The organism is Pseudomonas sp. HAR-UPW-AIA-41 (assembly GCF_002304225.1).
Classification (GTDB): domain Bacteria; phylum Pseudomonadota; class Gammaproteobacteria; order Pseudomonadales; family Pseudomonadaceae; genus Aquipseudomonas.
On the sequence record NZ_NSLB01000001.1, the window covers coordinates 245,006 to 270,331 of the forward strand.

The 25,326-nt window shown below is 59.1% G+C and carries 25 protein-coding genes; 8 read left to right on the forward strand and 17 right to left on the reverse strand.

Annotated features, from left to right (window positions below; translation table 11 throughout):
* Nucleotides 1-602: 602 nt before the first annotated feature.
* From CK486_RS17840 to CK486_RS01165, 4 genes are all read right to left on the reverse strand, one after another.
* A complete protein-coding gene (locus CK486_RS17840; RefSeq protein ID WP_141248858.1) occupies nt 603-830 on the reverse strand; it encodes a hypothetical protein in 228 nt (75 codons plus the stop codon).
* A 161-nt stretch (nt 831-991) separates the two neighbouring features.
* Nucleotides 992-2,260: an OprD family porin gene (locus tag CK486_RS01155; protein WP_228723615.1), complete on the reverse strand. Its 1,269-nt coding sequence runs from the start codon at nt 2,258-2,260 to the stop codon at nt 992-994.
* A gap of 315 nt (nt 2,261-2,575) precedes the next feature.
* Complete coding sequence (locus CK486_RS01160; protein WP_095938464.1) at nt 2,576-2,920, reverse strand: DUF3703 domain-containing protein; 345 nt, start codon at nt 2,918-2,920, stop codon at nt 2,576-2,578.
* 12 nt (nt 2,921-2,932) lie between these two features.
* Entirely contained in the window at nt 2,933-5,317 is a 2,385-nt protein-coding gene (locus CK486_RS01165) for a heavy metal translocating P-type ATPase (protein ID WP_371915469.1), read from the reverse strand.
* An 83-nt stretch (nt 5,318-5,400) separates the two neighbouring features.
* Between CK486_RS01165 and cadR the strand changes: the two genes are divergently transcribed.
* Together cadR and CK486_RS01175 are read left to right on the forward strand one after the other, a co-directional pair.
* Nucleotides 5,401-5,853 carry a Cd(II)/Pb(II)-responsive transcriptional regulator gene (cadR, locus tag CK486_RS01170; RefSeq protein WP_074918645.1) on the forward strand — a complete coding sequence of 151 codons (453 nt, stop codon included), beginning with the start codon at nt 5,401-5,403 and terminating at the stop codon, nt 5,851-5,853.
* A gap of 238 nt (nt 5,854-6,091) precedes the next feature.
* Nucleotides 6,092-6,292: a heavy-metal-associated domain-containing protein gene (locus CK486_RS01175; protein WP_003246756.1), complete on the forward strand. Its 201-nt coding sequence runs from the start codon at nt 6,092-6,094 to the stop codon at nt 6,290-6,292.
* Between the two features lie 19 nt (nt 6,293-6,311).
* Here CK486_RS01175 and CK486_RS01180 read toward each other — a convergent pair whose 3' ends face one another.
* From CK486_RS01180 to CK486_RS01195, 4 genes are read right to left on the reverse strand one after another with little or no spacing between them, the layout of a single operon-like run.
* Complete coding sequence (locus CK486_RS01180; protein ID WP_004374672.1) at nt 6,312-6,626, reverse strand: hypothetical protein; 315 nt, start codon at nt 6,624-6,626, stop codon at nt 6,312-6,314.
* Nucleotides 6,627-6,676: 50 nt separating this feature from the next.
* The gene (locus CK486_RS01185; RefSeq protein ID WP_062832780.1) at nt 6,677-7,471 is read right to left on the reverse strand and encodes a DNA-binding domain-containing protein; all 795 of its coding nucleotides are present in this window, start codon (nt 7,469-7,471) and stop codon (nt 6,677-6,679) included.
* Complete coding sequence (locus tag CK486_RS01190; RefSeq protein WP_003452318.1) at nt 7,468-8,304, reverse strand: DUF692 domain-containing protein; 837 nt, start codon at nt 8,302-8,304, stop codon at nt 7,468-7,470. Before CK486_RS01190 ends, CK486_RS01185 begins: the two co-directional genes overlap by 4 nt.
* A 44-nt stretch (nt 8,305-8,348) precedes the next feature.
* The gene (locus CK486_RS01195; RefSeq protein WP_004577564.1) at nt 8,349-8,609 is read right to left on the reverse strand and encodes a membrane protein; all 261 of its coding nucleotides are present in this window, start codon (nt 8,607-8,609) and stop codon (nt 8,349-8,351) included.
* Nucleotides 8,610-8,899: 290 nt separating this feature from the next.
* On the opposite strand from CK486_RS01195, the gene CK486_RS01200 reads away from it, so the two are divergent.
* The 6 genes from CK486_RS01200 to CK486_RS01225 all read left to right on the forward strand — a co-directional run bounded on the left by CK486_RS01200 (nt 8,900) and on the right by CK486_RS01225 (nt 13,816).
* Entirely contained in the window at nt 8,900-9,106 is a 207-nt protein-coding gene (locus tag CK486_RS01200; protein WP_003139535.1) for a co-regulatory protein PtrA N-terminal domain-containing protein, read from the forward strand.
* A 193-nt stretch (nt 9,107-9,299) separates the two neighbouring features.
* On the forward strand, nt 9,300-11,123 hold the full coding sequence (locus tag CK486_RS01205) for a copper resistance system multicopper oxidase (protein WP_090432320.1): 1,824 nt from the start codon (nt 9,300-9,302) through the stop codon (nt 11,121-11,123).
* Nucleotides 11,124-11,135: 12 nt separating this feature from the next.
* Complete coding sequence (locus tag CK486_RS01210; RefSeq protein ID WP_024616826.1) at nt 11,136-11,450, forward strand: hypothetical protein; 315 nt, start codon at nt 11,136-11,138, stop codon at nt 11,448-11,450.
* Nucleotides 11,440-12,531: a copper resistance protein B gene (locus CK486_RS01215; protein WP_095938466.1), complete on the forward strand. Its 1,092-nt coding sequence runs from the start codon at nt 11,440-11,442 to the stop codon at nt 12,529-12,531. Before CK486_RS01210 ends, CK486_RS01215 begins: the two co-directional genes overlap by 11 nt.
* A 9-nt stretch (nt 12,532-12,540) precedes the next feature.
* Complete coding sequence (locus tag CK486_RS01220; protein WP_095938467.1) at nt 12,541-13,383, forward strand: cytochrome c; 843 nt, start codon at nt 12,541-12,543, stop codon at nt 13,381-13,383.
* Nucleotides 13,373-13,816, forward strand: coding sequence for a DUF411 domain-containing protein (locus CK486_RS01225; protein WP_004574337.1), 444 nt, complete (start codon nt 13,373-13,375; stop codon nt 13,814-13,816). The genes CK486_RS01220 and CK486_RS01225 overlap by 11 nt, the downstream gene beginning before the upstream one ends.
* A gap of 177 nt (nt 13,817-13,993) precedes the next feature.
* Here CK486_RS01225 and CK486_RS01230 read toward each other — a convergent pair whose 3' ends face one another.
* From CK486_RS01230 to CK486_RS01270, 9 genes are all read right to left on the reverse strand, one after another.
* Entirely contained in the window at nt 13,994-15,319 is a 1,326-nt protein-coding gene (locus CK486_RS01230; RefSeq protein WP_095938468.1) for an OprD family porin, read from the reverse strand.
* A gap of 156 nt (nt 15,320-15,475) precedes the next feature.
* Nucleotides 15,476-15,808, reverse strand: a complete 333-nt coding sequence (locus tag CK486_RS01235; RefSeq protein ID WP_003452302.1) for a DUF2790 domain-containing protein — start codon at nt 15,806-15,808, stop codon at nt 15,476-15,478.
* 145 nt (nt 15,809-15,953) lie between these two features.
* Nucleotides 15,954-19,103: an efflux RND transporter permease subunit gene (locus CK486_RS01240; RefSeq protein ID WP_095938469.1), complete on the reverse strand. Its 3,150-nt coding sequence runs from the start codon at nt 19,101-19,103 to the stop codon at nt 15,954-15,956.
* A complete protein-coding gene (locus CK486_RS01245) occupies nt 19,100-20,560 on the reverse strand; it encodes an efflux RND transporter periplasmic adaptor subunit (RefSeq protein WP_095938470.1) in 1,461 nt (486 codons plus the stop codon). Before CK486_RS01245 ends, CK486_RS01240 begins: the two co-directional genes overlap by 4 nt.
* A complete protein-coding gene (locus CK486_RS01250) occupies nt 20,557-21,819 on the reverse strand; it encodes a TolC family protein (protein WP_095938471.1) in 1,263 nt (420 codons plus the stop codon). Before CK486_RS01250 ends, CK486_RS01245 begins: the two co-directional genes overlap by 4 nt.
* Before the next feature lie 93 nt (nt 21,820-21,912).
* Complete coding sequence (locus tag CK486_RS01255) at nt 21,913-22,257, reverse strand: hypothetical protein (protein ID WP_176481626.1); 345 nt, start codon at nt 22,255-22,257, stop codon at nt 21,913-21,915.
* A 266-nt stretch (nt 22,258-22,523) separates the two neighbouring features.
* Nucleotides 22,524-23,459, reverse strand: coding sequence for a site-specific integrase (locus tag CK486_RS01260; RefSeq protein WP_256574334.1), 936 nt, complete (start codon nt 23,457-23,459; stop codon nt 22,524-22,526).
* A 739-nt stretch (nt 23,460-24,198) separates the two neighbouring features.
* Nucleotides 24,199-24,543, reverse strand: coding sequence for a hypothetical protein (locus CK486_RS01265; RefSeq protein WP_095938473.1), 345 nt, complete (start codon nt 24,541-24,543; stop codon nt 24,199-24,201).
* A 47-nt stretch (nt 24,544-24,590) separates the two neighbouring features.
* Nucleotides 24,591-25,322 carry a phage antirepressor N-terminal domain-containing protein gene (locus CK486_RS01270; RefSeq protein WP_256574335.1) on the reverse strand — a complete coding sequence of 244 codons (732 nt, stop codon included), beginning with the start codon at nt 25,320-25,322 and terminating at the stop codon, nt 24,591-24,593.
* Between the last annotated feature and the right edge of the window lie 4 nt (nt 25,323-25,326).

Here is a 25,326-nt window from a genome sequence, read left to right on the forward strand (position 1 = left end):
AATCGGCTTCGAGCTTTTCATCGATGCCAGGTGAACTCATCTCAGCCGCGGTCAGCTCCACATCAAGGCCCGCTGTAACTGCCCAAGTCTTCTAGCATCGGATCGCCAGGCCTACCAGGTTGGGCTGCCAAGGCAGCTTCAAACATCTCTGGGTATGCATCTGCCCCCATCTATTGCACCCAGCGCAAGGTGTAACGTCAGACTCCTAGCGTCGATCGGCAGCAGCAACCGCGAGGATTACCGTCATAAAGGCGCGTTGAATCAGCCAGAATCGCAATGGGCTACCCCCGCTCCTGGCCAACAGCAAAGCCAACTGCTGGAATGGCTTATTGGGGCTTCGCCTCCGCAGCGGCTGGATCTGAGATCGCGTGATGAGTTACGTGATGCGCACTGACGCCATAGCAAAGCCGCTGAACTCGGTTTTTGAGCATGAGGGCTGTAGCTAAGAGGTAGGCAAAGAGGCGAGTTTCTGTCCAGCCGGGGATGGCAGAGCTCAGCGGAGACAGGGATAAAAAAAGCGCCCTAGTAGGGCGCTTAGGGTACACCTCTTTCCAAAGGAGCTCGTGGAGCTTCTAGAGGTGGACTCGGTAGGGGAAAAACAATTAGCCTTCGTTGGTTGTGTTGTTGCCTTTGGCAGCGTCTTTTTCAGTAGCTCCGCTTTTCTGGCTTTCTACTTGAACCGCCTTATTGTCTTTCCCGTGAATTTTTTCTTGGTTTTCTCGAAATTTTTTCACCGCCTCCAAAGAGCGTCCGTAGCCATCTTCTGCAAGTGCAGAAGTAGCGGTGCCGAGTGCGAGAATTCCAATAAGTGCAATATTTGCAATCTTCATAAGTTAGGCCTCGTTCAGTTGCAATGAGCTATTTATTTACGCTCTGTGAAGATGCCTAGATCTTACGAAGGTGAAGCTAACGGGAGCATGAGCTCAAAATTACAATATTGACATGCAGCGCTAGAGAGAGCGGGCAAGTAGTTGCCCGCTCCACTTTCTAGTCAGAGCACTTCCAGTGGGTACTCAACAATCAGACGAACTTCATCCAGGTCGGACTCGTAGTCGGTAGCGCGAGTGGTCATTTGGCGAACACGGAAAGACATATCTTTCAGCGAGCCAGACTGCACTACGTACTTCGCTTCGATGTTTCGCTCCCAGCGTTTCTGATCGGTCAGCGGGTTGCCGTTTTCATCACGGCGCATGTAGACGTTGTTCGCATCGGAGTAGTCGGCATCGGTACCAAAGGCGTAGCGGGTCATGAAGCTCAGGCCAGGGACGCCAAAGGTGGCCATGTCGAGATCGTAGCGAAGCATCCAGGAGCGCTCATTCGGGGAGTTGAAGTCGCTGTACTGGATCGAGTTGTCGAGGAAGATCGAGTCGGACTGACGCAGGTAGTCGAAGTCATCATCGCCGTTGTTGCGCTGGTGGGATAGGGCCAGGGAGTGGGCACCGAACTTCACACCGACCTTGCCGCTGTAGATGTCGTTGTCGAACTCGCCCAGCAGCTTCTGCCCCTGGTCAACGGCCTTGTAGTAGTTCAGACCGCCGAACAGCGAGACGTTCTCAGAGAGCGAGTGGCTCCAGGACATGCCGGCATAGTGCTGATTCCAGGCATCTTCCAGGCGGCTGGTGTAGAGGCTGAACGCCAGGTTGTCATTCAGGGTGTAGTCGCCACCAAAGTAGGCTGCCCACGGCGCATCCACGCCGCCGGCGTAGAAGGTGGCGAAGTCTTCGCTCATGCCGCTCTGCTGCGGTTGGCTCATCGCATGAACTCGACCACCCTGCAGGGTCAGACCATCAACGCTGTTATTGACGACGGTGACGCCCTTGAAGCTTTCCGGAAGGAGGCGAGAGTCGCCATAGTGAAGAACCGGGGTCATCGGGAACACATCGCCGGCCTTGATGACCGTATCGAAGAGCTGAGCTTTTACGGCTCCGCCCAGCTTGGAGTACTCGTCTTCCGCTTCCCCATCGCTGTTCACGGGAAGCAGGTTGATGCTGCCGCCTGGGCCAAAGCGACCATCACCGGTATCCAGTTTGATGCCCAGCATGGCGAACGCGTCGATACCCACCCCGACGGTTCCCTCGGTAAAGCCGGACTCAAAGTTCACCATGACGCCATGCGCCCATGCCTCGGAATAGCCATTTCCAGTTGAGCTGGACTGACCATTGCGGAAGTCACGGTTCATGTAGAAATTTCGATTGAGGATATTAAGGCTGCTTCCTTCTACGAAACCTTCGCCTTTTGTTTCCTCAGCAGTGGCCACCATGGGGCTGATTCCAATGATTGCCGAAAATACTGCAAGAGATAATTTGGTCTTGCTCATTAATTGCTCCTTTATTCTTGGCAGAATTGGATATTTGCCATGACTGTTCTTGTAGGTATGGAGCCCCGGTGCGAGAGCAGCCAGAGGCGGTCGCACCTATCGTTGCAAGCCGTAGATAACTTGAAGATGATTGGAAAATTACAATTTTGTAATCTTCGAAAAGATGAGGGAGGGGGCTACTTAATTTGACATTTTTTGCACAAACGACGCCCAGCGCGCACGCGAATGGTGCGCATGGCCGAGGGCATCAGTTCTGGTTTAGTTATCGTTTGCGAGGAGCTGCTGCAGATCTTCTGGGACGGGCATGGGGAGGAATGCGCTAACTCGTGCACGCCCAGTATTGCCAATGGGAACCCAGATGCGTGAGAAAAGTAGTGCAGCCACTATGCGAGGTATTTGCCCAAGGACCTCCCGATAGTCCTTGGTCTGCAGGCCCAGGCGTAGCATCAGCCAATGTGACTTTGCATGCAGGTAGGGATGCCGTTGAGTCAGGATGTGGGCGCGCTCTAACCACTCGAATGCTCTGCCAGGCTGCTTCAGCCGCAGGTTTGTATCGGCTTGCGCAAAGGCCTCTGCAATTGCTGATTTCAGTTGAGATTGCATGGCTACCTCCCATTACTGTCTGAGCAGCCTCAGGCCGTTAAACACCACGAGCAGGCTGACGCCCATGTCAGCGAAGACAGCCATCCACATGGTGGCGCCTCCTGTGATGGCCATGCCCAGGAAGATCGCCTTGATGCCAAGTGCCAGGGCGATGTTCTGCTTGAGGATGGCAGCAGTACTACGAGATAGACGGACGAACGTAGCGACCTTGCGCAAGTCGTCATCCATCAGTGCAACGTCCGCGGTTTCTATCGCCGTGTCGGTCCCTGCACTACCCATGGCAAAGCCAATCTGAGCTTTTGCCAACGCTGGGGCATCGTTAATGCCGTCTCCCACCATGCCAACCGTTAGACCTTGGGCCTGCATGTCAGCGATGACTGTGAGCTTGTCTGCCGGCAGCAGGTTGCCACGAGCCTCATCAATACCCACCTGCTGGGCGATCGCCAGGGCTGTGTGCTCGTTATCGCCACTGAGCATGCAAGTCTTTACCCCAAGCTCGTGGAGCTGCCGCATGGCATCGGCACTGGTCTCTTTCACGGTGTCTGCGACTGCGAATAGAACAAGGGGCTGTTGGCCGTCGCACAGGATGACGACGGTCTTACCCTGACGCTCCAGCCGCTCCAGCGTAAGCTCCAGTTCCTTCGAACAGAGCCCCAGCTCCTCAACCAGACGATGGTTGCCTAGATACAACAGTTGGCCTTTCACACGGCCTTTGACTCCCCGTCCAGGAAGCGCTTCGAACTCCTTGACGTCCAGTAGCGACACATCGTTATCCATCGCATGTCGAGCGAGTGCTTTTGATACCGGGTGATCAGAGCGAGCAGCTAGGCTAGCGGCACTGACACGATGCATTTCGATATCTGTTTCTTTGAGCGGCAGGAAGTCTGTCTGAACCGGCCTCCCTTGAGTGATGGTTCCAGTCTTGTCGAGTGCAAGCAGTGCCAGATCTTTGCCGCTCTCCAGATAGACCCCACCTTTGATGAGGATGCCTTTGCGAGCCGCCGCTGCCAGGCCGCTGACGATGGTAACGGGAGTGGAAATGACCAGCGCGCATGGGCACGCGACGACCAGCAATACCAGCGCTCGATAGATCCACTCCTGCCATGCGCCACTCAGCAATAGCGGTGGGAGCAAGGCGACCCCTAGGGACACCAAGAACACGGCGGGGGTGTAGATCTGAGAAAAGCGGTCAACGAAACGTTGGGTCGGCGCCCGAGAGCCCTGAGCCTCCTCCACCGCATGAATGATCCGAGCCAGGGTAGTGTTGGTAGACGCTGCTGTTACCCTGAACTCCAACGACCCTGCCTCGTTTATCGTGCCCGCAAAAACCTGATCTCCAATGCTCTTATCTACCGGCAAGCTCTCGCCGGTTATAGGTGCTTGATTGACGGTGGAGGTGCCTGCCGTCACCTCGCCATCCAAGCCAATTCGCTCACCTGGCCGTACCCGAACAACAGCGCCAAGTGCTACCGCCTTGATGTCCGCATCTAGCCAGGATCCATCCGCCTGCAAAACAGTGGCCCGCTCGGGGCTTAAGTCCATGAGTCCACGGATGGCGTTACGTGCACGCTCCAGTGAGCGCGCTTCAATAACCTCGGCTACCGCGAAGAGCACCATAACCATGGCCGCTTCGGGCCATTGGCCAATCAATACGGCACCGGTTACAGCAATGCTCATGAGGGCATTGATGTTCAGGTTGCGGTTCTTGAGCGCAATCCAGCCCTTCTTGTAGGTACCGAGCCCACTTAGCGCTATCCCCACTATTGCTAAGGCTGCAACCGCCCATTCGGGGGCCAACTGCCCAAAGTGGATTATTTCGGCTGAAACCGCAGCGATCCCCGCGATCGCCAGCGGCCACCAATGCTTCTTCTTCGTTGGGGTAGGTTCCTGGCGGTCGGCACTCTCCTCGACAACCGGTGAAAGCCCGAGCTCCTGGATGGCTGCCATGAGCTGAGGTAACAGCTCTGGAACATGGTCTACGACCAGAGTGCGTTGCAGCAGGTTGAACTGCAGATTGCTGATGCCTTTCTGGTTAGCGAGCTTGTCGCGAATGAGCTTCTCCTCAGTAGGACAGTCCATCTGCTCGATGCGAATTCGTGTTTGTACATGAGCGTCCGTGGGCTCGGCCTGCATACCCAGGGAGGCGATCACATCAATGATGGGGGTGACCGAAGGGAGACTGTGCTGTACCCCTAGAACGCGAGTCATCAAGTTAAAGTCGAGCTGGTGTATCCCGGCCAGCGAGCCAAGCTTGCTCTGAATCAGGCTCTGCTCTGTCGGACAGTCCATCGCCTGGATGTGGAAAGCGCTGAATGTCGTTCCTGGTGGCGCTGGCTCGCGCTTTTGGTCTTCAGGTTTATGATGATCCGAGTGGTCGTGACTGCAGCAACTGCTCATGGCGGGACCTCTTATCTAAGTCATTGCAGAGTCAACACCCTGAAGCCACTATAGGGTCAAGCATTGATCAGGAGATTCGTCCCATGAAGATTGGTGAGCTCGGAAAGCAGGCTGACTGTCAGGTGGAGACTATTCGTTACTATGAACGTGAAGGGCTGCTGCCTGTTCCTGGTCGAAGCGAGGGGAACTACCGGGTCTACGGGAAGGAGCACCTAGAGCGGCTCGTATTCATCCGTAACTGCCGAACCCTGGACATGACGCTTGATGAAATACGGCGGCTGCTTTTGCTCATCGATCGTCCGGAGGAGAGCTGCGATAGCGTTAACGGCTTGGTAGACGAGCACATTCGCCATGTGGAGCTTCGGATCAACAGTCTGTTAGCTCTGCAGAAGCAGCTCGTTGAGTTGCGCCATCGATGCGCCGCGGAGAGAAGTGTCGATGCATGCGCAATCATCCAGCAACTTAGTTCGAGCGGAGGGGTTCAACCTTTGCCTGAGGCAGAGCATACGCACGTTGGCAAGAGCCATCGCCACTGAAGCATCAATCAACTCGTTGCTGTGTTTCCCCACATGGAATGAGGTGTTCTGGGCCTATTCATAGCAAGGATCTTCATTGGCCTTCCTTGAGCGGACCAGTAGCTCGTCACTTCAGCCAGATCGCAGCCTGCATTGGCGCTTGAACCTCTTGTAGAGTACGGGCTTGACCTTGCCATCGTGTCAAGGTCGATGCTGTCCGTGCGGTAACTTGAGCCGCGGACGAAATGAGGTGAAAGACATGTTTAGTCTGAGTGTTGCGGGGATGGGCTGTGGCAGTTGCGTGAGCAAAATCACGAAGGCCATTCAAGCTCTGGATCAGGATGCACGAGTAGAAGTGGATCGAGCGGCCGGCAAGGTCACCGTTGAGAGCACAGAAAGTGCCGAATCGATCCGCGAACTCATCCAGGAGCTTGGCTATTCGGCCCAGGTCAGCGCTTGAGCGCTGACCTGCTATCCCACTAAATCTCCAGTTCTGAGAGCTCTTTTAGCCCTGGGATACTGGTGACCTCGTTGGTCATACCTTCTGAACCATCTCGGCCGCGAAGCCAGTTTGAGTGATCGCCTGGCTCGCGCATTTCCAGCGTGTCATAGGAGTACCGCTTGCGCTTGAACAGGCTTTTCAATGCAGCGAACTCGTGGCTTTTTTCGTCTTCTATGCCGACGACTTCTCCTGCAAGCCGCTCCCAGTGACCAACGCCGTCGGCCAGCATTGCCTGATAGGTCTCCGGGTCAAGCAAGGCTTGCTGTTTGAAATGAATGATGCGGTGAGTCATAGAAGCGCTCGGAGTGGCCAAAGAGAGAGCGCTAGCCTAAAGGTTCCGGGTCATTCGTGTAATAGCTGGCCGCGCTTTAGCAAACCGTCGTTGACCCACAACTTCAACCAGGTCGCGGCTTGCAAGGGAGCTTGCTCGCCATGCGTGGCGCTCAACGACTCGCAGAGTTCAGCGAACGATCCGCCCTCGATGAGAAACTGCAATGCCGAAGCCTCCGCTGGCTCCAGGCTCCGGTACTGGCAGACGAGTTCATGACGCCAAACAAGACAGGCTAGGTTCGTTGGCAGGCGGGTAATATCAGGCAGCAAGCTGCCGGACTTGGCGGCTTTCCACAACTCCAGCGTGTTGTACTGCAGCTGCAACCACCGGGCAGATGCAGTCAGGGAAACCCTGAGTGAAATCCAGTCTTCAGCCGAAAAATCACTGATGGCCTGCAGTGAAAGCACTTCGACGTCCTGAGCATCGAAAGCCAGTGTAAAAGCCCACTCAAGCTCCGCGAGTTCGCGCATCGGCGATAGTTGGGGTTCTTCGACGTAGCTGCTAATGAACTCGGGCAGCTTCTCGCCCAGCCAGCGAATGCTGAAATGTCGTGGTGGCCAGGCGGCCAAGTAGGCCAGTGCGAGCTGCTCGAATGATTCGTTGCCGATCCAGTGAAGCAGGGCAGGGAAGTCTTCTCGCAAGACCGCAAGCAGGCGCGAACGGTAAGCGTTGTGGTAGATCTGCAGGCCTTCGAGAGCACTCAGCGCTGTGCTACCTCGGATCTGCTCCAAAAGCTCGTTGGAGGGCAGGGCACTGCCACCTGTCAGGTAAGTTTCAAATGCAGTCTGTAGGGCGATCAGGCTCAAGGGGTGGCCCCCGATATCACAGATTTGGCGATAGCACGGGCATGTGCTAATTCGGACAACAGCTCTTCCAGCGGCGGAAACTGGTCATCCCGCTCGATCAAGGTCGATGTCGGGCCCAAGTAGCTCAAAGTCTTGCTGTAGAGAGACCAAACCGGATCAGCGATGGGCTGGTCATGGGTGTCGATGAGGTACTGCCCGTAATCGCTGTGCCCGGCCAGATGAATTTGACGAATCCGCTCGTGCGGCAATTCCAAGATGAACTGCCATGGGTCGAAATCCTGATTTCGTGCGCTGACGTAGACGTTGTTCACGTCAAGGAGCAATTCGCAACCGGTCAGGAAACTCAGTTCCGAGAGAAACTGCGATTCGCTCATGCTGGACGTCTTCCACTGCACGTAAGAAGAAACGTTCTCCAGCACAATGGGACGTTCCAGAACATCCTGCACTAGACGCACCCGCGCGGCGACATGCAGCAGGCTTTCTTGGGTAAACGGCAGCGGCAGCAGGTCGTGGAGTTGATGGGCGTTGCCGCGACTCCAGCACAAGTGGTCGGAAACCCACTGGGGCTGTATCCGGTCCGCCAGTTGCTTGAGCTGTCGTAGGTAGCCCATGTCCAGGTTATGCGAACCGCCGATCGACAGCGATACTCCGTGCATCACCAACGGGTATTGCTCGCCAATCGCATCGAGAAAGTAGAGGGCCTTGCCACCGCCCACCAGGTAATTCTCGGAAATGATCTCAAACCAGTCGACCGCAGGTCGCTGTTCAAGAATCTGCTGGTAATACTCACTGCGAAGGCCAAGACCGAAACCCAGTGTTTTGCGCTTACTCATTCAAGACTCCAGCAGGGGAGTGGCAGGCACTCCCCGCAACGGCATTATTCGCTGGTCTTGCCACCGGCCTCATCGCACTTGGCCTGAGTCATCAGCTTGAAGCCCTGGCCTTTGCATTCTCCCTGGCCTTTGCAGGCATTTTTGGCGGTCATGCAGTCGTTCTGGCCCTTGCAACCGTTGACGCCGAAGCACTTCACTTCAGCTGCTTTGGTGTCCTGGGCGGCCTGGACAGGCAGGGTAGCAAACAGGCTGGCGGCCACGAGAGCCAGAGCGGCACCGGTAGCGACGTTGGATTTATTCGACATAGTGACAATCTCTCTTAATTGTTGGTGGTCTTATCCGCGGGTGCGAATGACCCTGAGTAGCTTAGGCATCGCTGCCGAGCATGCCCTCTCAAGAAATTCGCAAGGCTTTATGAGGGCATGAAAGACAGTACCGAGCCTTCTGGATGGGCTACAAGAAAGAAATAGCAACCTGACAGAACTGTAATGTTCGGCTCAGGTTGCTGACAGGCCCTCTTAGTTAACGTGACATCGAGCCTAAAGCTCGGCCTCTGCAGTTGCAGGGACCACTTAACTTACGAGGAATACCCAAAATGAAATCGATCAAAGCTCTGCTTGTAGTTACTGCTCTGAGCATCTCCAGCTTGGCAATGGCTGAAGGTGGTGCTGACCGAACCTTCGCGCGCATGGAGCAGGCACGCCAGACGTCTCTGGAGGCCTACCGGGTGGCCCAGCAGCAGAAAGTTGAGGCTCCTGTAGCCAGCAGTCCAACCGAGCAAGCAGAGCACACCAACTGCTGAAGTCATCTACCTTACAGAAATGTAATCACCCGGATGGTTGGGATATGGCAGTTTCATACTGCTCATCGTCGGTAAGGCTTGTGCAATGCACCGACGTGGAAAGTTGAGGGGTAAATCCCCGACATTGAAGCAGCCATGAACCCGAGACCGGGCACACCATCACCGGCTCATTTGACGGATTGGACAAAACGGCATGCAAAGCAAAACCACAAGGCGCACCTTCGTCAAAGGCCTGGCAGCCACCGGTATTATCGGCGGACTTGGCCTGTGGCGCACGCCGGTCTGGGCGGTGAACAGCCCCGGCCAGCCCAACGTACTGACTGGTAACGAATTCGACCTATTCATCGGTGAAACCCCGGTGAACATCACCGGCGCAGCGCGCACGGCCATGACCATCAACGGCTCGCTCCCTGGGCCGATTCTTCGTTGGCGCGAAGGCGATACCGTCACATTGCGCGTGCGCAACCGCCTCAAGGAGGACACCTCCATCCATTGGCACGGCATCATCCTGCCGGCGAACATGGATGGTGTTCCTGGCCTGAGCTTCCATGGCATCGCCCCTGACGGCATGTATGAGTACAAGTTCAAGGTCAACCAGAACGGTACCTACTGGTATCACAGTCACTCGGGGCTGCAGGAGCAGGTCGGCGTATACGGCGCGCTGGTCATCGATGCCAAGGAGCCCGAGCCCTTCAGTTACGACCGTGATTACGTCGTGTTGCTGAGCGACTGGACGGATGAAAATCCAACGCGGGTACTGGCCAAGCTCAAGAAACAGTCGGACTACTACAACCAGCACAAACGCACCGTTGGTGACTTCATCGATGACGTAAGCGAGATGGGTTGGTCCGCCGCCGTAGCCGATCGCAAGATGTGGGCCGAGATGAAGATGAGCCCGACGGATCTCGCTGACGTCAGTGGCTACACCTACACCTACCTGATGAATGGCCAGGCACCCAATGGCAACTGGACCGGCATATTCAAACCAGGCGAAAAGATCCGCCTGCGCTTCATCAACGCCTCGGCGATGACCTATTTCGATGTGCGCATCCCGGGCCTGAAGATGACTGTGGTTGCGGCCGATGGTCTGCACGTCAAACCGGTCAGCGTCGACGAGTTCCGTATCGCCGTGGCCGAGACCTACGACGTGATCGTCGAACCAGACAGCGAACAGGCGTATACCGTGTTTGCACAATCCATGGATCGTACTGGCTATGCGCGCGGCACCCTTGCTGTACAGGAGGGGTTGAGTGCACCAGTACCCAGCCCCGACCCGCGTCCGCTGATTGCCATGGGCGACATGGGTATGGATCACGGCAGCATGGGCGGTATGGATCACGGGAACATGGCCGGGATGGATCAGGGCAATATGGCGGGAATGGATCATGGCAGCATGCAGGGTGGCATGGCTGGTATGGATCACAGCCAGATGGCCGGAATGGATCATTCAAACATGGCTGGCATGGCTGGCATGGCTGGCATGGCTGGCAACATGCAGGCACACCCGGCCTCAGAGACCAACAATCCTTTGGTCGACATGCAGACCATGACGCCGACGCACAAGCTGGACGACCCAGGTATCGGCCTGCGTGATAACGGCCGGCGCGTGCTGACGTACTCTGACCTGCGCAGCACCTTCCCTGATCCGGACGGGCGTGAGCCAAGTCGCACCATCGAGCTGCACCTCACCGGGCATATGGAGAAATTCTCCTGGTCCTTCGATGGAATCAAGTTCTCTGACGCCGAGCCTCTACGCCTCAAGTACGGCGAGCGTGTTCGCATCACGCTGGTCAACGACACCATGATGACTCACCCGATCCATCTTCATGGCATGTGGAGTGATCTGGAGGATGCGAACGGCAATTTCCTGGTGCGTAAACACACCATCGACATGCCGCCAGGTTCCAAGCGCAGCTATCGGGTGACCGCCGATGCGTTGGGGCGTTGGGCCTACCACTGCCACCTGTTGCTCCACATGGAAATGGGCATGTTCCGTGAAGTCCGTGTGGATGAGTAAAGGAGATTTCTGATGAGTACTTTTATGAAGCGTAATGCCCTGTTTGGCAGCGCAGCGATGTTCAGTTTTTTGGCTGCTTTGTACGCGCCGACGTCATTGGCAGGTGAGGGGCACAGCGAGCACGAACAACATGCTGCCGAGTCGGCTGCGCCCGAGGCCATCAGTGACAAGCCTGCAGATCAATCGAAAGGCAAGGCCGCTGGCCAGCAGATGGATCATGGCACCATGGATCATGAGGGCATGAACCATGACGATATGGGGCACGAGAAGATGATGGATAAGCATGGCGGCACCGAAGCCGAAGCAGGTTCGAACCATGACCACTAGGTTTTCACGCCCGTCCCTCATAGCGCTGGTCGTGTCGCTGAGTGCACTCAGCGGCGGCGTTACCCAGGCTGCGGAAGAAATGGATCATTCGGCAATGGGGCACGGCTCCATGTCGATGGACCACAGCCAGATGGGCCACGGTTCCGCCAAAGCGCCGATGGAGGGCATGGATCACAGCAAGATGGATCATGGTGCCATGCAGAGCGAATCGGGCAGCATGGATCATAGCCAGATGGGCCACGGCCAGAGCCAAGAGAAGGCCCAGGCTATGGATCACAGCAAGATGGGGCATGGCGCCATGCAAGGACAGATGGAGGGCATGGATCATTCAAAGATGAACCATGGCTCCGCTGAAGCCCCGAGAACCACCAGCCGTACGCCGATTCCCGTTCTGACGGATGCTGATCGCCAAGCGGCTTTCCCGCCATTACCTGGCCACAAGGTGCATGACAGCGCCATCAACAGTTTTTTCCTGCTCGATCAGCTCGAATACCAGGACGCAGATGAGGGCAGCACCCTGGCCTGGGATGCGTCGGGCTGGGTAGGCGGTGATATCAACCGGGTCTGGTTCCGCTCCGAAGGCGAGCGTACCAACGGCGTTACCGAGGACGCTGAATTACAGCTGCTGTACGGCCGCTCGATCGGCCCTTGGTGGGATGTCGTCGCGGGCGTTCGCCAGGACTTCAAACCGGAGTCGCCGCAGACTTGGGCCGCCTTCGGTATCCAGGGCATGGCGCTTTACGCCTTTGAGGCCGAAGCCACGGCCTTCGTCGGCGAGAATGGCCAAACTGCTGCCCGACTGGAGGGCGAGTACGACATTCTGCTGACCAACCGGCTGATTCTCCAGCCAACTGCCGAAATGAACTTCTACGGCAAGAACGATCCTGAGCGAGGTGTGGGGTCCGGGTTGGCCAATACCGAGCTCGGCTTGCGTCTGCGTTACGAGATTGTCAGGCAGTTTGCCCCCTATATCGGGGTTTCCTGGAGCCGCTCCTATGGCAACACGGCAGACATGGTGCGCGACGAGGGCGGTGATGTAGACGAGGCGCGTTTTGTCGCCGGTATCCGGATGTGGTTTTGAGAACCTGACATGAAAAGAACAATTAAAACTTTGGTGGCGGCCGGCGTGGTCGGTAGCACAGCTGTCCTGGCCGGCGCCTACTTTGGCGTGGTCAACGTGGGGGCCGACGATCCCCATTTTCCTGCAGTGCATGCGTTTCTCACGATGGCCCGTGACCGCTCTATCGAAGTCCGTTCGCGGGACATCGAGGTTCCCAACCTGGATGATCAAGCTCTTATTCGCGCCGGTGCGGGCAACTACAACTCCATGTGTATCGGCTGTCATTTGGCGCCAGGTGTGGCGGAGACCGAGCTAAGCCAATCGCTTTATCCTGCGCCCCCCAACCTCGCCAAGATCGGTGTCGATGGCAATCCGTCAGCAGCGTTCTGGGTGATCAAGCATGGCATCAAGGCAACGGGTATGCCTGCGTGGGGCAAGAGCATGGGAGACGAGTACATCTGGGGCATGGTTGCCTTCCTCAACCAACTGCCGACGATGGATGCCAAGCAATACCAAACACTCGTCGCATCCAGTGGCGGCCATCAGCACGGTGGTGGGGAAACGCAGATGCATAACCATGAAGGACAGCACGGCGACAACAAGCCTGGCCATCATGACAATAGTGGCGGTGGCGATGACCATCATGGATCAGGTGATGCTGGAGAGCCTGGTCATCACGATGCCGCGGCTACGGATAGCGAGGGTGGCTCCGCACCTAAGGCAGGTCACCATTCGGATATGAGTGGCGATGACCACCATGCTGGGGATGAGGCGTCGTCCAACGGAGATGATCATCACGCCGAGCAGGCTCCGAACGCCTCGCCCAAGACCCACACCCACGCCGATGGCAAAGAGCACGTGCATGAAAGCTAAATATCTGGCCTTGCTGGCCGCTCTCTCCGTCACAACTGGAGTTCAAGCCGCTGATGCCCTGACGATTGATGTCCATCGTGATGCTAATTGCGGATGTTGCAAGAAGTGGATCTCACACCTCGAAGCGAATGGCTTCAAAGTCGTCGACCATGTCGAAAGCAACATGTCGGCAGTGAAGCAAAGTCTGGGCGTTGCGCCGCGGTTGGCGTCTTGTCACACCGCGGTGATTGACGGCAAGTTCGTCGAAGGTCATGTGCCGGCGGCTCAGGTCATCGAGCTCACCAAGCGCGATGATCTCGTGGGCATCGCTGTTCCCGGGATGCCGGCGGGCTCCCCCGGTATGGAAGTCGATGGCGTACAGCATGCCTACCAGGTCATTGGCTTGACCAAGGCGGGGTCTGATCAGGTCGTTGCAGAATATCCCGCTCAGTAGTACTGCCTGCCAGCACGGCCGCTTGTGTGTAGTGGCCGACTCTTTTTCATACGCCCTTTAACCTAAGTAAAAAAGGCGCCCGAGGGCGCCAAGGGCTGTCTCCAAACCAAAGGAGCACTATGAGGGGACAGCAGGACCAAGGCGCGAGCGGGCAATCAACCCGCCCGCTTGCCAGGGTTAGAGAACTTCCAGCGGGTACTCGACAATCAGGCGGACTTCATCCAGATCCGACTCGTAATCGGTCGCGCGAGTGGTCATTTGGCGAACACGGAAAGACATATCCTTCAGTGATCCAGTCTGCACAACGTACTTGGCCTCGATGTCCCGCTCCCAGCGCTTCTGGTTGGTCAACGGATCGCCGTTGTCATCACGGCGCATATAGACTTCGTTGGCCTTGCTGTAGTCGGCATCCCAGCCTTGGGCATATCGAGTCATGAAGCTCAACCCAGGCACACCGAAAGGCTCCATATCCAGGTCATAGCGCACTTGCCATGACTTCTCCTTCGGCGAGTTGAAGTCGCTGTACTGGATGGAGTTGTCGAGGTAGATGGAGTCCGATTGGCGCAAGTAGTCGAAGTCATCATCGCCATTGTTGCGCTGGAGACCCACCAGCACTGTGTGAGCGCCGAATTGGATGCCGACCTTGCCGCTCCAGATGTTGTTATCGAAGCTCCCGAGGAGCTGCTTCCCTTCATCGACCGCCTTGTAGTAGTTCAGCCCGCCGATCAAGGCGACATCGTCCGCAAGCGGGTAGCTCAGCGTGGTGCCCGCGTAATATTGATTCCAGGCATCCTTGAGGCGGCTGGTGTAGAGACTAAAGCCGACGTTGTCATTAAGCGTGTAATCACCACCGAAATAGGCGATCCATGGCGAGTCCACTTCGCCTGCGTAGAAGGTAGCGAAGCCGTCGCGCATGCTGCTGGTATTGGGTTGGCTCATCGAGTGGAGGCGACCACCTTGAAGCGACAGTCCTTCCACGCTGCTGTTGAGCACGGTGATACCTCGGAAACTCTCCGGTAAAAGCCGCGCATCACCGTATTGGACGACAGGGCTGACAGGAAAGACGTCGCCTACCTTGATCTCGGTATCCATGAACCGAGCTTTCACCGCGCCACTCAGTTTGGAGTAGTTATCCTCAGCCTGCCCGAGGCTGTTGTAAGGCAGCACATCGACTGAGCCACCGGCTCCTGAACGGCCGTCGCCGGTGTCAAGTTTGAGTCCTAGCATGGCAAAGGCATCGACACCGAAGCCTATGGTGCCCTCGGTGAAGCCAGACTCGAATCGGCCTATCACGCCATGCGCCCACTCTTCCGAATAGCCATTACCCGAGCTGCTGGACTGGCCTTTGCGGAAGTCACGGTTGAAGTAGAGATTTCGATTGAGGATGGTCAGGCTGCTGCCTTCGATAAATCCCTCGCCTTTCTCGTCGGCGGCCATTGCAGCTTGCCCGGTACTGATGCTCAGAGCGAGTAGAGAAAGTCCTAACAGGGTTCTGTTATTCATAAATGCTCCTGATGTTATTGGCAGTTGTCATTGTGTGGTTGCATATATGTGCCAAGCGCGCCGGGCATAACCAGGCGCGCCTTGGCCATATTTCCACATGCCAAATAACGTCAGGGTGACTTGAAAATTACTTTTCAGTCAGCGCGATGTCATTTATTAGTTTTGGTTCCGGCAACCTGTTCCGGCTGCACGGTATTCAAGAATATTCAGATCGCCGTTGGAGTCCTCGTAGGTCATCTGGGCTGGCATCACATTGCAGCTAGAGTCCGTTGAGGTAGTGGCCACGACCCTGGCGATATCGAGCTTCATGCCGTAGCGGTAATGAATAACTTCAGGCGGATTCTTTCCGTTAGCGGCAGCATACTCTTGCATGGCCTGCTCATTGGCCTGAATCATCCGACCATAAACACGATCAGCGCCGCCTTCTGCCAGAGTGGCAGAGGAAACAACCATAGCGGCAAGGGCTGCAATAACTTTGAGGCTTTTCATGTTTAATCACTCCTTCAAGGTGGTGATTAAAATATATCCGCTCAACCTGTCATAAAAATGAAGTCAAAGTTACATCGCCGTAATGCTTCCTGCCGCGTTACCCGGGCGAGTCAGCTTGGCGCGTGGCTTGCCCGGGTTTGTAAAGCTATAGCTCCTGCGGTGCGCGAACCTTCTGTGTACGCTGCCTTCGCATCAGCCAGTACGCGGCCGGCAAAACCAACATGGACATCAGCGGCGCGGTAATCATGCCGCCGACCATGGGCGCGGCGATGCGCTTCATCACTTCAGATCCGGCACCTCCGCCCCAGAGGATTGGCAACAGGCCGGCGATGATCACGGCCACCGTCATCACCTTGGGCCGCACGCGCAGCACTGCGCCTTCACGAATTGCCTCCAGTAGTGCCGAACAGTCGCCGCGTCCGGCATCCACTCGCGCCTGCCAGGCGTTCTTCAGGTACAGCAGCATGATCACCCCGAACTCGGCCGAGACCCCGGCCAGGGCGATGAAGCCCACCCCGGTGGCCACCGACAGGTTGAAGCCGAACCAGTAGAGCAGCCAGATGCCGCCCGACAGGGCGAAGGGCAGGGTGGCCATGATCAGCAGGGCCTCGCCGAAGCGGCTGAAGGTCAGGTAGAGCAGCACGAAGATGATCAGCAGGGTCGCCGGCACCACCCAGGTCAGCCGCGCATTGGCGCGCTCGAGGAACTCGAACTGGCCGGAGTAGGAGACGGTCATGCCGGCGTCCAGCCGCACACGCTCGGCGACGCGCTGTTGCAACTCGCGCACGGTCGAGGCCAGGTCGCGCCCGCGGACGTCGACATATACCCAGCCGGACAGTCGCCCGTTCTCGCTGCGCAGCATCGGCGGCCCCTCGCTCAGGGCAATCTCGGCCACCGTGCCCAGGGTGATCTGCTGTCCGCTGGCGGTCAGCACCGGCAGGCGCCGCAGCGCCTCCGGGCTGTCGCGCCACTCCCTGGGATAGCGCAGGCTGATGGGAAAACGGGCCAGTCCCTCGACCGTCTCGCCGATGTTGCTGCCGCCGATGGCGCCGGCCACCACCGACTGCACGTCGGCGATGCTCAGGCCGTAGCGCGCGGCGGCCAGGCGGTCGATCCGGATGTCCACGTAGCGCCCGCCGGTGAGGCGCTCGGCCAGCGCCGAACTCACCCCGGGCACCGCCTTGGCCACGGCCTCGATGTCGCGGGTGATGCGCTCGATGTCAGCCAGCTTGGTGCCGGCAACCTTGACCCCGATCGGGCTCTTGATCCCGGTGGCCAGCATGTCGATGCGGTTGCGGATCGGCGGTACCCAGATATTGGACAGGCCGGGAACCTTCACCGCGCGGTCCAGCTCCTCGATCAGCTTCTCCGGCGTCATCCCCTCGCGCCACTGCTCGCGTGGCTTGAACTGCACCGTGGTCTCGAACATCTCCAACGGCGCCGGGTCGGTGGCGGTTTCCGCCCGTCCGGCCTTGCCGAATACCCGCGCCACTTCCGGCACCGTGAGGATCATGCGGTTGGTCTGCTGCAGCAGCTGGCTGGCCTTGCTGGCCGGCAGGCCGGGCAGGGCCGAGGGCATGTACAGCAGATCACCCTCGTCCATGGGCGGCAGGAACTCCCCGCCGAGCTGGCTCAGCGGCCAGAGGCTGGAGAGGAACACCAGCACGGCCATGGCCAGCGTGGCCCTGGGCCAGGCCAGCACCTTCTCCAGTACCGGCCGGTAGGCCTCGATCAGCCAGCGATTCAGCGGGTTCTGCTGTTCGTTGGGGATGTGCCCGCGGATCCAGTAGCCCATCAGCACCGGCACCAGGGTCACCGAGAGTCCGGCCGCGGCGGCCATGGCATAGGTCTTGGTGAAGGCCAGCGGGCCGAACAGCCGGCCCTCCTGGGCCTCCAGGGTGAACACCGGGAGGAACGACAGGGTGATGATCAACAGGCTGAAGAACAGCGCCGGGCCGACCTCGGCCGCCGCTTCGCCGATCACCCGCCAGTGCGCCTCGCCCTGCAGCTGTTCGCCTGGGTGCCGGGCCTTCCAGGCCTCGATGTGCTTGTGCGCGTTCTCGATCATCACCACGGCGGCGTCGACCATGGCGCCGATGGCGATGGCGATGCCGCCGAGCGACATGATGTTGGCGTTGATGCCCTGGTAGCGCATGACGATGAAGGCCATCAGGATGCCCAGGGGCAGGGTGATGATCGCCACCAGCGAGGAGCGCAGGTGCCAGAGGAAGATCAGACAGACCAGGGCGACCACCGCAAACTCTTCCAGCAGCTTGTAGCTGAGGTTGTCGATGGCGCGGTCGATCAGCTGGGCGCGGTCGTAGGTGGTGACCACTTCGACGCCGGCCGGCAGGCTGCCCTTCAGGCTGTCCAGCTTGGCCTTTACTGCGGCGATGGTGTCGCGGGCGTTCTTGCCCGAGCGCAGGATGACCACGCCGCCGACCACTTCGCCCTGACCGTCCAGCTCGGCGATGCCACGGCGCATCTCCGGCCCCAGCTGAATGGTGGCCACCTGGCCCAGCAGCACCGGCACGCCGCTGGCCGAGGCTCGCAGCGGCACCTGGCGGAAGTCCTCCAGGCTCTGCAGGTAGCCGGAGGCCCGCACCATGTACTCGCGCTCGGCCAGCTCCAGGATGGCGCCACCGGTCTCCTGGTTGGCGCTCTTCAGCGCCGCCTCGACCTCCTGCTGGGTCACGCCGTAGGCCACCAGCTTCTGCGGATCGAGCAGCACCTGATACTGCTTGACCATGCCGCCGAGGGTGGCCACCTCGGCCACGTTGGGCAGGCTTTTCAGCTCGTACTTGAGGAACCAGTCCTGCAGCGCCCGCAGCTGGGCCAGGTCATGCCGGCCGCTGCGGTCGACCAGGGCGTACTGGTAGATCCAGCCGACGCCGGTGGCATCCGGGCCGAGGGTGGTGGTGACGCCTTCGGGCAGGCGCTCCTGGGCCTGGTTGAGGTACTCCAGTACCCGCGAGCGGGCCCAGTAGAGGTCGGTGTCGTCCTCGAACAGCACGTAGACGAAGGAGTCGCCGAAGAACGAGTAGCCGCGCACCGTCTTCGCCCCCGGCACCGAGAGCATGGTGGTGGCCAGCGGGTAGGTCACCTGATTCTCGACGATCTGCGGTGCCTGGCCGGGGAAGCTGGTGCGGATGATGACCTGGGTGTCGGACAGATCCGGCAGCGCATCCAGCGGCGTGCTGCGCACCGACCAGATGCCCAGGGCGGTGATGAACAGGGTCGCCAACAGCACCAGGAAGCGATTGCCGATCGACCAGTGGATCAGGCGCGCGATCATGGCTGCTCCCCCTGCTTGTCGAGCTGCTCGATCAGCAGCCCGCCATCCGTCAGCCGGGCGCCGATGCGCACGTGGTCGCCGAGCTTGAGGCCGGCGGCCACCGAAGGACTGGCCAGGGGAAAGGGCATGGTCATGCCGGGCATGTTCAGGCTCTCGAAGGGGCCGTGCTCCAGGGTGACCCGCTGGCTATCCAGCGCCCGGATCACGCCATGGGACTCGTGCAGCCCTGGGGCGAGCGCCTGCTCCGCCTTGCCGGCCATGACGCCCTGCAGGCTGGCCTCCGAGTCGATCAGGAACTGGCCGGAGGTGACCACCGCCTGACCTTCCGCGAGACCGGACAGCACCTCCAGGCGGCCATCGGCCTCGCGGCCCAGGGTGATTTCCTGGGGGCGGTAGCGTCCGTCGTCTTCGGCCAGCATCACCAGCGCGCGCTTGCCGGTACGGATCACCGCCTCGCTGGGCACCAGCAGTGCGGGCTGCTCGGCTGCGCTGTTCAGGCGCACGGCGGCGAACATGCCGGGGCGCAGTTTGCCGGTCGGGTTGGGCAGTTCACTGCGTACGGTGACGGTGCGGGTCTGTGGGTCCGCACTCGGCAATAGGGCGATGACGCGGCCCTGCAGCGGCTGCCCGGGAAAGGCCGTCAGATTGGCGTGGATCTCGCTCCCGACCGTAACCGTTCCGGCCATGGCCTCGGGTATCGCCGCATCGAGCCAGACCGTGGACAGCCCGTTGATCCGCGCCAGGTCCTGGCCGGCGGCCACGGTCATCCCGGCGCGCACTTCCAAAGCCTGCAGTTCGCCGGCGATGGGCGTGGTGAGGGTCTGCACTGCCCTGGGTTTGCCGCTGCGGCGAACCTGCTCGATCAGCTCGCGGGGCATGCCGAGCAGGCGCAGGCGCTCCTGGGCCGCGGCGATCAGGCGGGCGTCGGCGGTCGCCAGCACGGCGAGGAACTCCAGCTGCGCGGCGGACCACTCGGGAATCAGCAGGTCGACCAGGGGCGTGCCGGCGGGCAGCACATCACCCGGCGCGCGGCCGTAGATCCGCTCGACGAACCCGCCGGCGCGGGCCTGCAGGTTCGCCACCTCGCGCTGGTTGTAGGCCAGCGAGCCGACCGCCTCGATGCCCGAGGGCAGCACGCCGCGCACCACGGTCGAGGTGCGCATGCCCAGGCTCTGCACGGCCTGGGCCGGCACGCTCAGGGCGGCGGAATCCTGCTCGGCGCCCGCGTATTTGGGCACCAGCTGCATGTCCATGTAAGGCGATTTTCCCGGCTTGTCGAAACGCTGCTCCGGCTGCATCGGGTCGTACCAGTAGAGCACCGGACGCTCCTGCGTCGCAGTCGCCTCTGTCTTGGCGCCATGCCCGGCCTGGCGCTGGGCCAGCCAGTAGCCGCCAGCGGCCGCGCCAATGCCAACGGCCAGCAAGGCGAGGGTGAATCCTGCTACCGAGACTCTCATTGCAGACCCTCCACATAGGCGTAATGCAGGCCGGCGGAGAGCTGGCTCAGTTTGCGTTGTTGTTCGATCTGCCGCAGCTGCGCCTCGATCAGCTCGCGCTGGGTGGCGATGACGGCGCCCAGCTGGCTGTTGCCGGCCTGGTAGGCGGCCAGTTCCAGGTCGGCCCGTTTGCTCGCCAGCGGGATCAGGCTGTTTTCGGTGCGGGCCAGGGTCTTGCGCAGTTGTTCGAGCTCGGCCAGGCCGCTTTCCAGGTCGGCCCGATGGGCGCGCAGCAGCACCTCCTGCTCGGCCTCCATCTGCGCCAGGCTCTGCTGCTTGGAGTCAATCCTGGGGCCCTGGCGGGTGCCGACGAACATCGGCAGGTCGAAGGTGAACTGCACCATCAGCATGTCGCCGAACTGGTTGTCGCGGTTGTTGTAGGCCAGCTCGACGCCCCAGTCGGGCGTTTTCTCGGAGATGGCTTCATCCAGCTCGGCGCTGGCTTCGCCAACCCGGGCCGAGGCGGCGCGCAGCTCGGGGTGTGAAGCCATGCGTTGCTTCAGATGCGCAGCCTCCAGGCTCAGGTCGGGCGCGTCCCCGCTCAGCGGCTGGTCGGCCTCGTTGCCTATCCAGCGGCGCAGTTTGGCGCGGGCGATTGCCGCATCGCGGCTCAGCTCATCGCGCCGATCCTGCAAGGCCAGGGCTTGCTGGTCGGCCTCCAGCAGCTCGCCAGGCTGGGCGTTGCCACCGGCGATCCGGGCCTGCACGGTCGAGCGGAGCATGTCGATCTGCCTTGCCAGTCGATCAAACAGGTCGACGCTGCGTTCGGCGTAGTAGACATCCAGCCAGCTTGCCGCCGTCTGACGCTGGATCTCCAGTTGCATGGCGCGCTGCTCGGCTTCGGCCCGCACCACGGAAGCTTCGGCCAAGTGGCGCCGGGCCAGGCGCTTGTCGCCGTTGGGGACCTCCTGCATGAGCCCGATGCGGCGCATGGTCATGAAGTCCCGATTCAGGGTGTAACGGTCAGGGCCTTCGACGGGCAGGTTGTCGACGCCGAGAATTAGTTTGGGATCGGGCAGGGCATCCGCCGGCTCCACCGCCTGTTGTGCCGATGCCACCTGCGCCTGGCGCGCGAGGTTCTCGGGGGCACTCTGCTCGGCCAGTGCTTGAGCCCGTTCGAAGGTCAGCGGCTGCGCCTGCGCGGCAAGCCAGGGAGCCGCCCAAAACGCGGCAGCCAGCACGCCCATGCAGGCACGGCGTGCGAAAAGGAAAGCGGACATGCTTTCGCCTCCAATGCGATTGATCGAAGTTGCTACCTCGCAGTGCAGGGTAGCCACGGCGCGCCAGCCATACCGGCGCGGTGGATCACGGCATCAGGCGAAACGGGGAGGGCGCCAGAGTTCGGCGGGCTCGCGCTCGATCACCGCCTGGCTCGGCAATGCCTCGGGGCGGGAAAGGCGTGGGGGGAAGGTCTTGATCACGACGGTCTGCAACAGGCTGGCGGTCTTGCAGTCTTGGCCGGGTTTGCAGGGGGACTTGCTGGCCAGCCCATCCGCCTGGTCCGCGTGGTCGCAGCAGGGGGCGTCGGCCATCGCGTGCCCCGGATGATCGCCGCTCTGCATCGGGCAGGGTTGCGCCGGCATGCTGAATGCCATGCCACCGAAAGCCGGCAGCACGAGGCTGACAATCAGAAGCAGGACCAGACCAATTCGGCGCACGGCAATCCATCACATGAGGTTTCAAACGCGACGATAGCAGATAGTTTTATGTGGCGGCGTATTTCTGCAATAGGTAATGGATGTGTGTTGATCTGGGTCAGAAAATTGAGCTCGGAAGGTCTGTCCTGATCATCATGAGCAACACATCAACTCGGAGGCTATAGGACACCAAAAAACCTTGAAGGCTGATGACTGCTTTTGGCCGATTCCAGCCTGTTGCAATCAGTATTGGGTATGGCCGTCTGCTTTCTCCCACGGGCGATAGCTTATTCGTTTTGATGGTTTGGGCCCGTTGAGGAGCCTGGAAGCCAGCCACGAGTAGCGGCTGGAAATTCAATCAGGCCAATCACCCTACCGTTTCCGTATCGTGGAGGACTCTTGGGTTTTCGTACCCTGGACAGGTCAATGCCCTCTGCGGGTCTGATGTGGCTTTTTCGGTCTGCGCCAGAGCGCCCATCGCCGTAGACGCTGATCGATTCTGTGGACTGATGCCCCATGATGTAAGCCATGCCGGCGGGGCTTTCTCCGGATGCTTTCAGAATTGAGCCTACCTGGTGGCGGAAGCTCTTCAGCGTTGGATGCTTCTTTCTTCTGGGCCAGAGGCTTCGGCATTCTTTGCGAAAGCGATCTCTGATCGCTGTGTTGGTGCGTAGGCACTTCGACATTCGATGTGCGGCCCATTCCACCAGTTTTAAAATGTTGGGCTTGTTGATCAGTAGAGTGCGGTCAGCACCGCGGTGTAGCTCGGCAGACTTTTTACCGCCGATGATGTGGACCAAATTGCCTCCGACAGTGATCGTGCGCATTTCGCAAGGGCGTACACCCAGGTAATTGGCAAGCACCAGAGAGGCGGCCTCGTCGAGGTAGCCGCATTGATGCAGGTGCTTGTAGAGCACCTTGAAATCCTCGAAGGGGACTTTCCGAATCTGTTTGAGCTTGGGCTTTTTCGCTATCTGACTGCCTGGTGCCGTGACCGGGTTGACCAGCGCTCTGATGGTGTTTGCTGCCTCGATGTTTCGTCGGGCAAGCTGGTCATTCACCAGGGTGTTCTTGAGGGTGCTGAACGCATTCGGTCGATAGTCCGGCGCACAGGCAAGCAAAGCCGCGCAGATCTGCGCTGAAGTTGGATCGTCCTCACCGCAGTGATTCCGATAGAAGTTTTGTGCTCGGGTTTGGTACCGCTGCAATGTCGTTGGCTGCATGGCTGTCATCTCTTTCTTGTTGTTTTGATGACAAAGCTAAGCCGCTTCGCGAATGGCGTTGGTGCGGCTCAGACTCCTCTGAAACCCCTCCGCCTTCGCTACGTGTTTTCTCGTTCCGTCTGAACCGCCCCAACGCCCTCTTACTCGCGCCGCGAGTAAGAGGTGCGCGCTCTCACTCACGCGACACGCTTCATCTTTATTCAGCGTGCGCTGTGAGCAAAAGCGCGCGCAAGCCTTTTGTCATCAAAATCAAAAAGCAGCCAGCGCCTGGGGCGCTGAAGGGCGAGCCTGGTGAAGCGATTCGCCAGCGTATCGCTGACGCGCCGAAAGCGGTGCATTCAAAATGCTAGCCACAAGGTTACGATTTGGTTATGAAATAAGTCATTGAATTGTTATTTTTCAATGACTTAAACGATTTTATAACCGAAAAAAGCAGTGCCAGTACGGGCACGTTTAGTGCCACAACTGGCCTGCTCGGTGACGATTCAGGCTTGATTCAGCGCCGTATTGGGCACACAAACTGCCGCTAGCGGCACGATGCTCGTGTCGCAGGGCTATGTTGCGACATACAGGGTGTATCGCTGCGACATGGCCGGGGTGTCGCAGCATGCGCGTGCGATACTCCGAGTGTGTCGTATAGGTGGTTCTGCGACACTCGCTGAGTGTCGCAGTGCTTTCCTGCGATACTCAGGCTCTGTCGTAGCCTGTGATCACATCACTGCCAAATGTGTTGGCTCGATCAGAAAATGCTTGCAACAGCATCTGAGTTGGCTTGGATGCGGGTGCCTGGGCCTAGCAGCAGGTAGACGCTGTTGAGCGTTTTGAAGTGGAAGCCCTCATAGTTGTGCAAGAGTGAGGTTCGTACGAAGTCACCAACGTCCCAGCGACGTTCGCTGTCATAGATGACCTTATGCGCATAGATCAAAGCAGGCCGCCTTTGGGTTGTCGCCAGCTGTAGACGCTGGCTTTCGGTCACCTGCAGTTCAATCCAGCGCCAGTTTCGTACCAGGCAGTAATTCCCGTAAGGAAAAGACTGCCTGGCATAGGCTAGGGCTTCATCGTCGCTCATGCTGCTGCCGCTCATGGGCTCACCTGTCGAGTACAGAACGTCCATCACTTCCCTAAGTGTCGTCACGGGCTGGGCGTTTCGTGCTGAGCGCTACGGTGGTACTGCTCCTCAAGTTCGATGCCGCACAGCAAAGCTGCGAAGTCCGATTCGAGCAAGTGGATGCGTTGAGGCCGGGCATCGATGATTGATTTGATAATCGTATCGACACGCTGCGATACAGGCGTATGACTTGGTGTCTTCGCGCGATCATGCTGATAGATGATCGTGCTCAGTGACGCAACAGCTCCGCGTAACTGGTGCTCCCGGGCATCGCAGATTTCAAAACCGTTCTTCTCGCGAAACTGGCTAGTGATCTGCTTGGACAATTCCGGACGGTCAGAAGGCTCAGTCTGCTGCAGGCGCCAGTTCAGAATGCGGCTCAGGACCTTAGGCGCAGCAGCTGCCAGTCCCTCTGGGTGCTTCTTCTCGGCTGAAGCATCGCCGAAGAAATGTGCGCGCAACTGGTCCACGCGCAGTCGGGCAGTGCGATTCACTTTGCGCGAGTTCAGCCCTTTGAGCCAGAACTCGAATTCTGCCTGCGACAAGCAGAGTACCTGCTTCATGGGTGGCTGCCCTGGCAAGCACACATCGTGCTCGCGGGGGGTATACCTAGGCGGATGTAACTTTGCAGCTTGGCTGTGCCAGTTCAGCTCGATGGCTTCGCACAATGGGCGCATCGGCCAGTAGCGCTCCCCGTTACTGCTGGTCAGAACAGGAATAGTCATCGCCTGAACTTTGATTTTGGACGTACGCATCTAA

Bases quoted from the DNA above. Each gene is read 5' to 3' on its own strand.
- CK486_RS17840 (WP_141248858.1), bottom strand. From the start codon at position 830: ATGAAGATTGCAAATATTGCACTTATTGGAATTCTCGCACTCGGCACC.
- CK486_RS01155 (WP_228723615.1), bottom strand. From the start codon at position 2,260: ATGGTGGCCACTGCTGAGGAAACAAAAGGCGAAGGTTTCGTAGAAGGA.
- CK486_RS01160 (WP_095938464.1), bottom strand. From the start codon at position 2,920: ATGCAATCTCAACTGAAATCAGCAATTGCAGAGGCCTTTGCGCAAGCC.
- CK486_RS01165 (WP_371915469.1), bottom strand. From the start codon at position 5,317: ATGAGCAGTTGCTGCAGTCACGACCACTCGGATCATCATAAACCTGAA.
- cadR (WP_074918645.1), top strand. From the start codon at position 5,401: ATGAAGATTGGTGAGCTCGGAAAGCAGGCTGACTGTCAGGTGGAGACT.
- CK486_RS01175 (WP_003246756.1), top strand. From the start codon at position 6,092: ATGTTTAGTCTGAGTGTTGCGGGGATGGGCTGTGGCAGTTGCGTGAGC.
- CK486_RS01180 (WP_004374672.1), bottom strand. From the start codon at position 6,626: ATGACTCACCGCATCATTCATTTCAAACAGCAAGCCTTGCTTGACCCG.
- CK486_RS01190 (WP_003452318.1), bottom strand. From the start codon at position 8,304: ATGAGTAAGCGCAAAACACTGGGTTTCGGTCTTGGCCTTCGCAGTGAG.
- CK486_RS01195 (WP_004577564.1), bottom strand. From the start codon at position 8,609: ATGTCGAATAAATCCAACGTCGCTACCGGTGCCGCTCTGGCTCTCGTG.
- CK486_RS01200 (WP_003139535.1), top strand. From the start codon at position 8,900: ATGAAATCGATCAAAGCTCTGCTTGTAGTTACTGCTCTGAGCATCTCC.
- CK486_RS01205 (WP_090432320.1), top strand. From the start codon at position 9,300: ATGCAAAGCAAAACCACAAGGCGCACCTTCGTCAAAGGCCTGGCAGCC.
- CK486_RS01210 (WP_024616826.1), top strand. From the start codon at position 11,136: ATGAGTACTTTTATGAAGCGTAATGCCCTGTTTGGCAGCGCAGCGATG.
- CK486_RS01215 (WP_095938466.1), top strand. From the start codon at position 11,440: ATGACCACTAGGTTTTCACGCCCGTCCCTCATAGCGCTGGTCGTGTCG.
- CK486_RS01220 (WP_095938467.1), top strand. From the start codon at position 12,541: ATGAAAAGAACAATTAAAACTTTGGTGGCGGCCGGCGTGGTCGGTAGC.
- CK486_RS01225 (WP_004574337.1), top strand. From the start codon at position 13,373: ATGAAAGCTAAATATCTGGCCTTGCTGGCCGCTCTCTCCGTCACAACT.
- CK486_RS01230 (WP_095938468.1), bottom strand. From the start codon at position 15,319: ATGAATAACAGAACCCTGTTAGGACTTTCTCTACTCGCTCTGAGCATC.
- CK486_RS01235 (WP_003452302.1), bottom strand. From the start codon at position 15,808: ATGAAAAGCCTCAAAGTTATTGCAGCCCTTGCCGCTATGGTTGTTTCC.
- CK486_RS01240 (WP_095938469.1), bottom strand. From the start codon at position 19,103: ATGATCGCGCGCCTGATCCACTGGTCGATCGGCAATCGCTTCCTGGTG.
- CK486_RS01245 (WP_095938470.1), bottom strand. From the start codon at position 20,560: ATGAGAGTCTCGGTAGCAGGATTCACCCTCGCCTTGCTGGCCGTTGGC.
- CK486_RS01250 (WP_095938471.1), bottom strand. From the start codon at position 21,819: ATGTCCGCTTTCCTTTTCGCACGCCGTGCCTGCATGGGCGTGCTGGCT.
- CK486_RS01260 (WP_256574334.1), bottom strand. From the start codon at position 23,459: ATGCAGCCAACGACATTGCAGCGGTACCAAACCCGAGCACAAAACTTC.
- CK486_RS01265 (WP_095938473.1), bottom strand. From the start codon at position 24,543: ATGAGCGGCAGCAGCATGAGCGACGATGAAGCCCTAGCCTATGCCAGG.
- CK486_RS01270 (WP_256574335.1), bottom strand. From the start codon at position 25,322: ATGCGTACGTCCAAAATCAAAGTTCAGGCGATGACTATTCCTGTTCTG.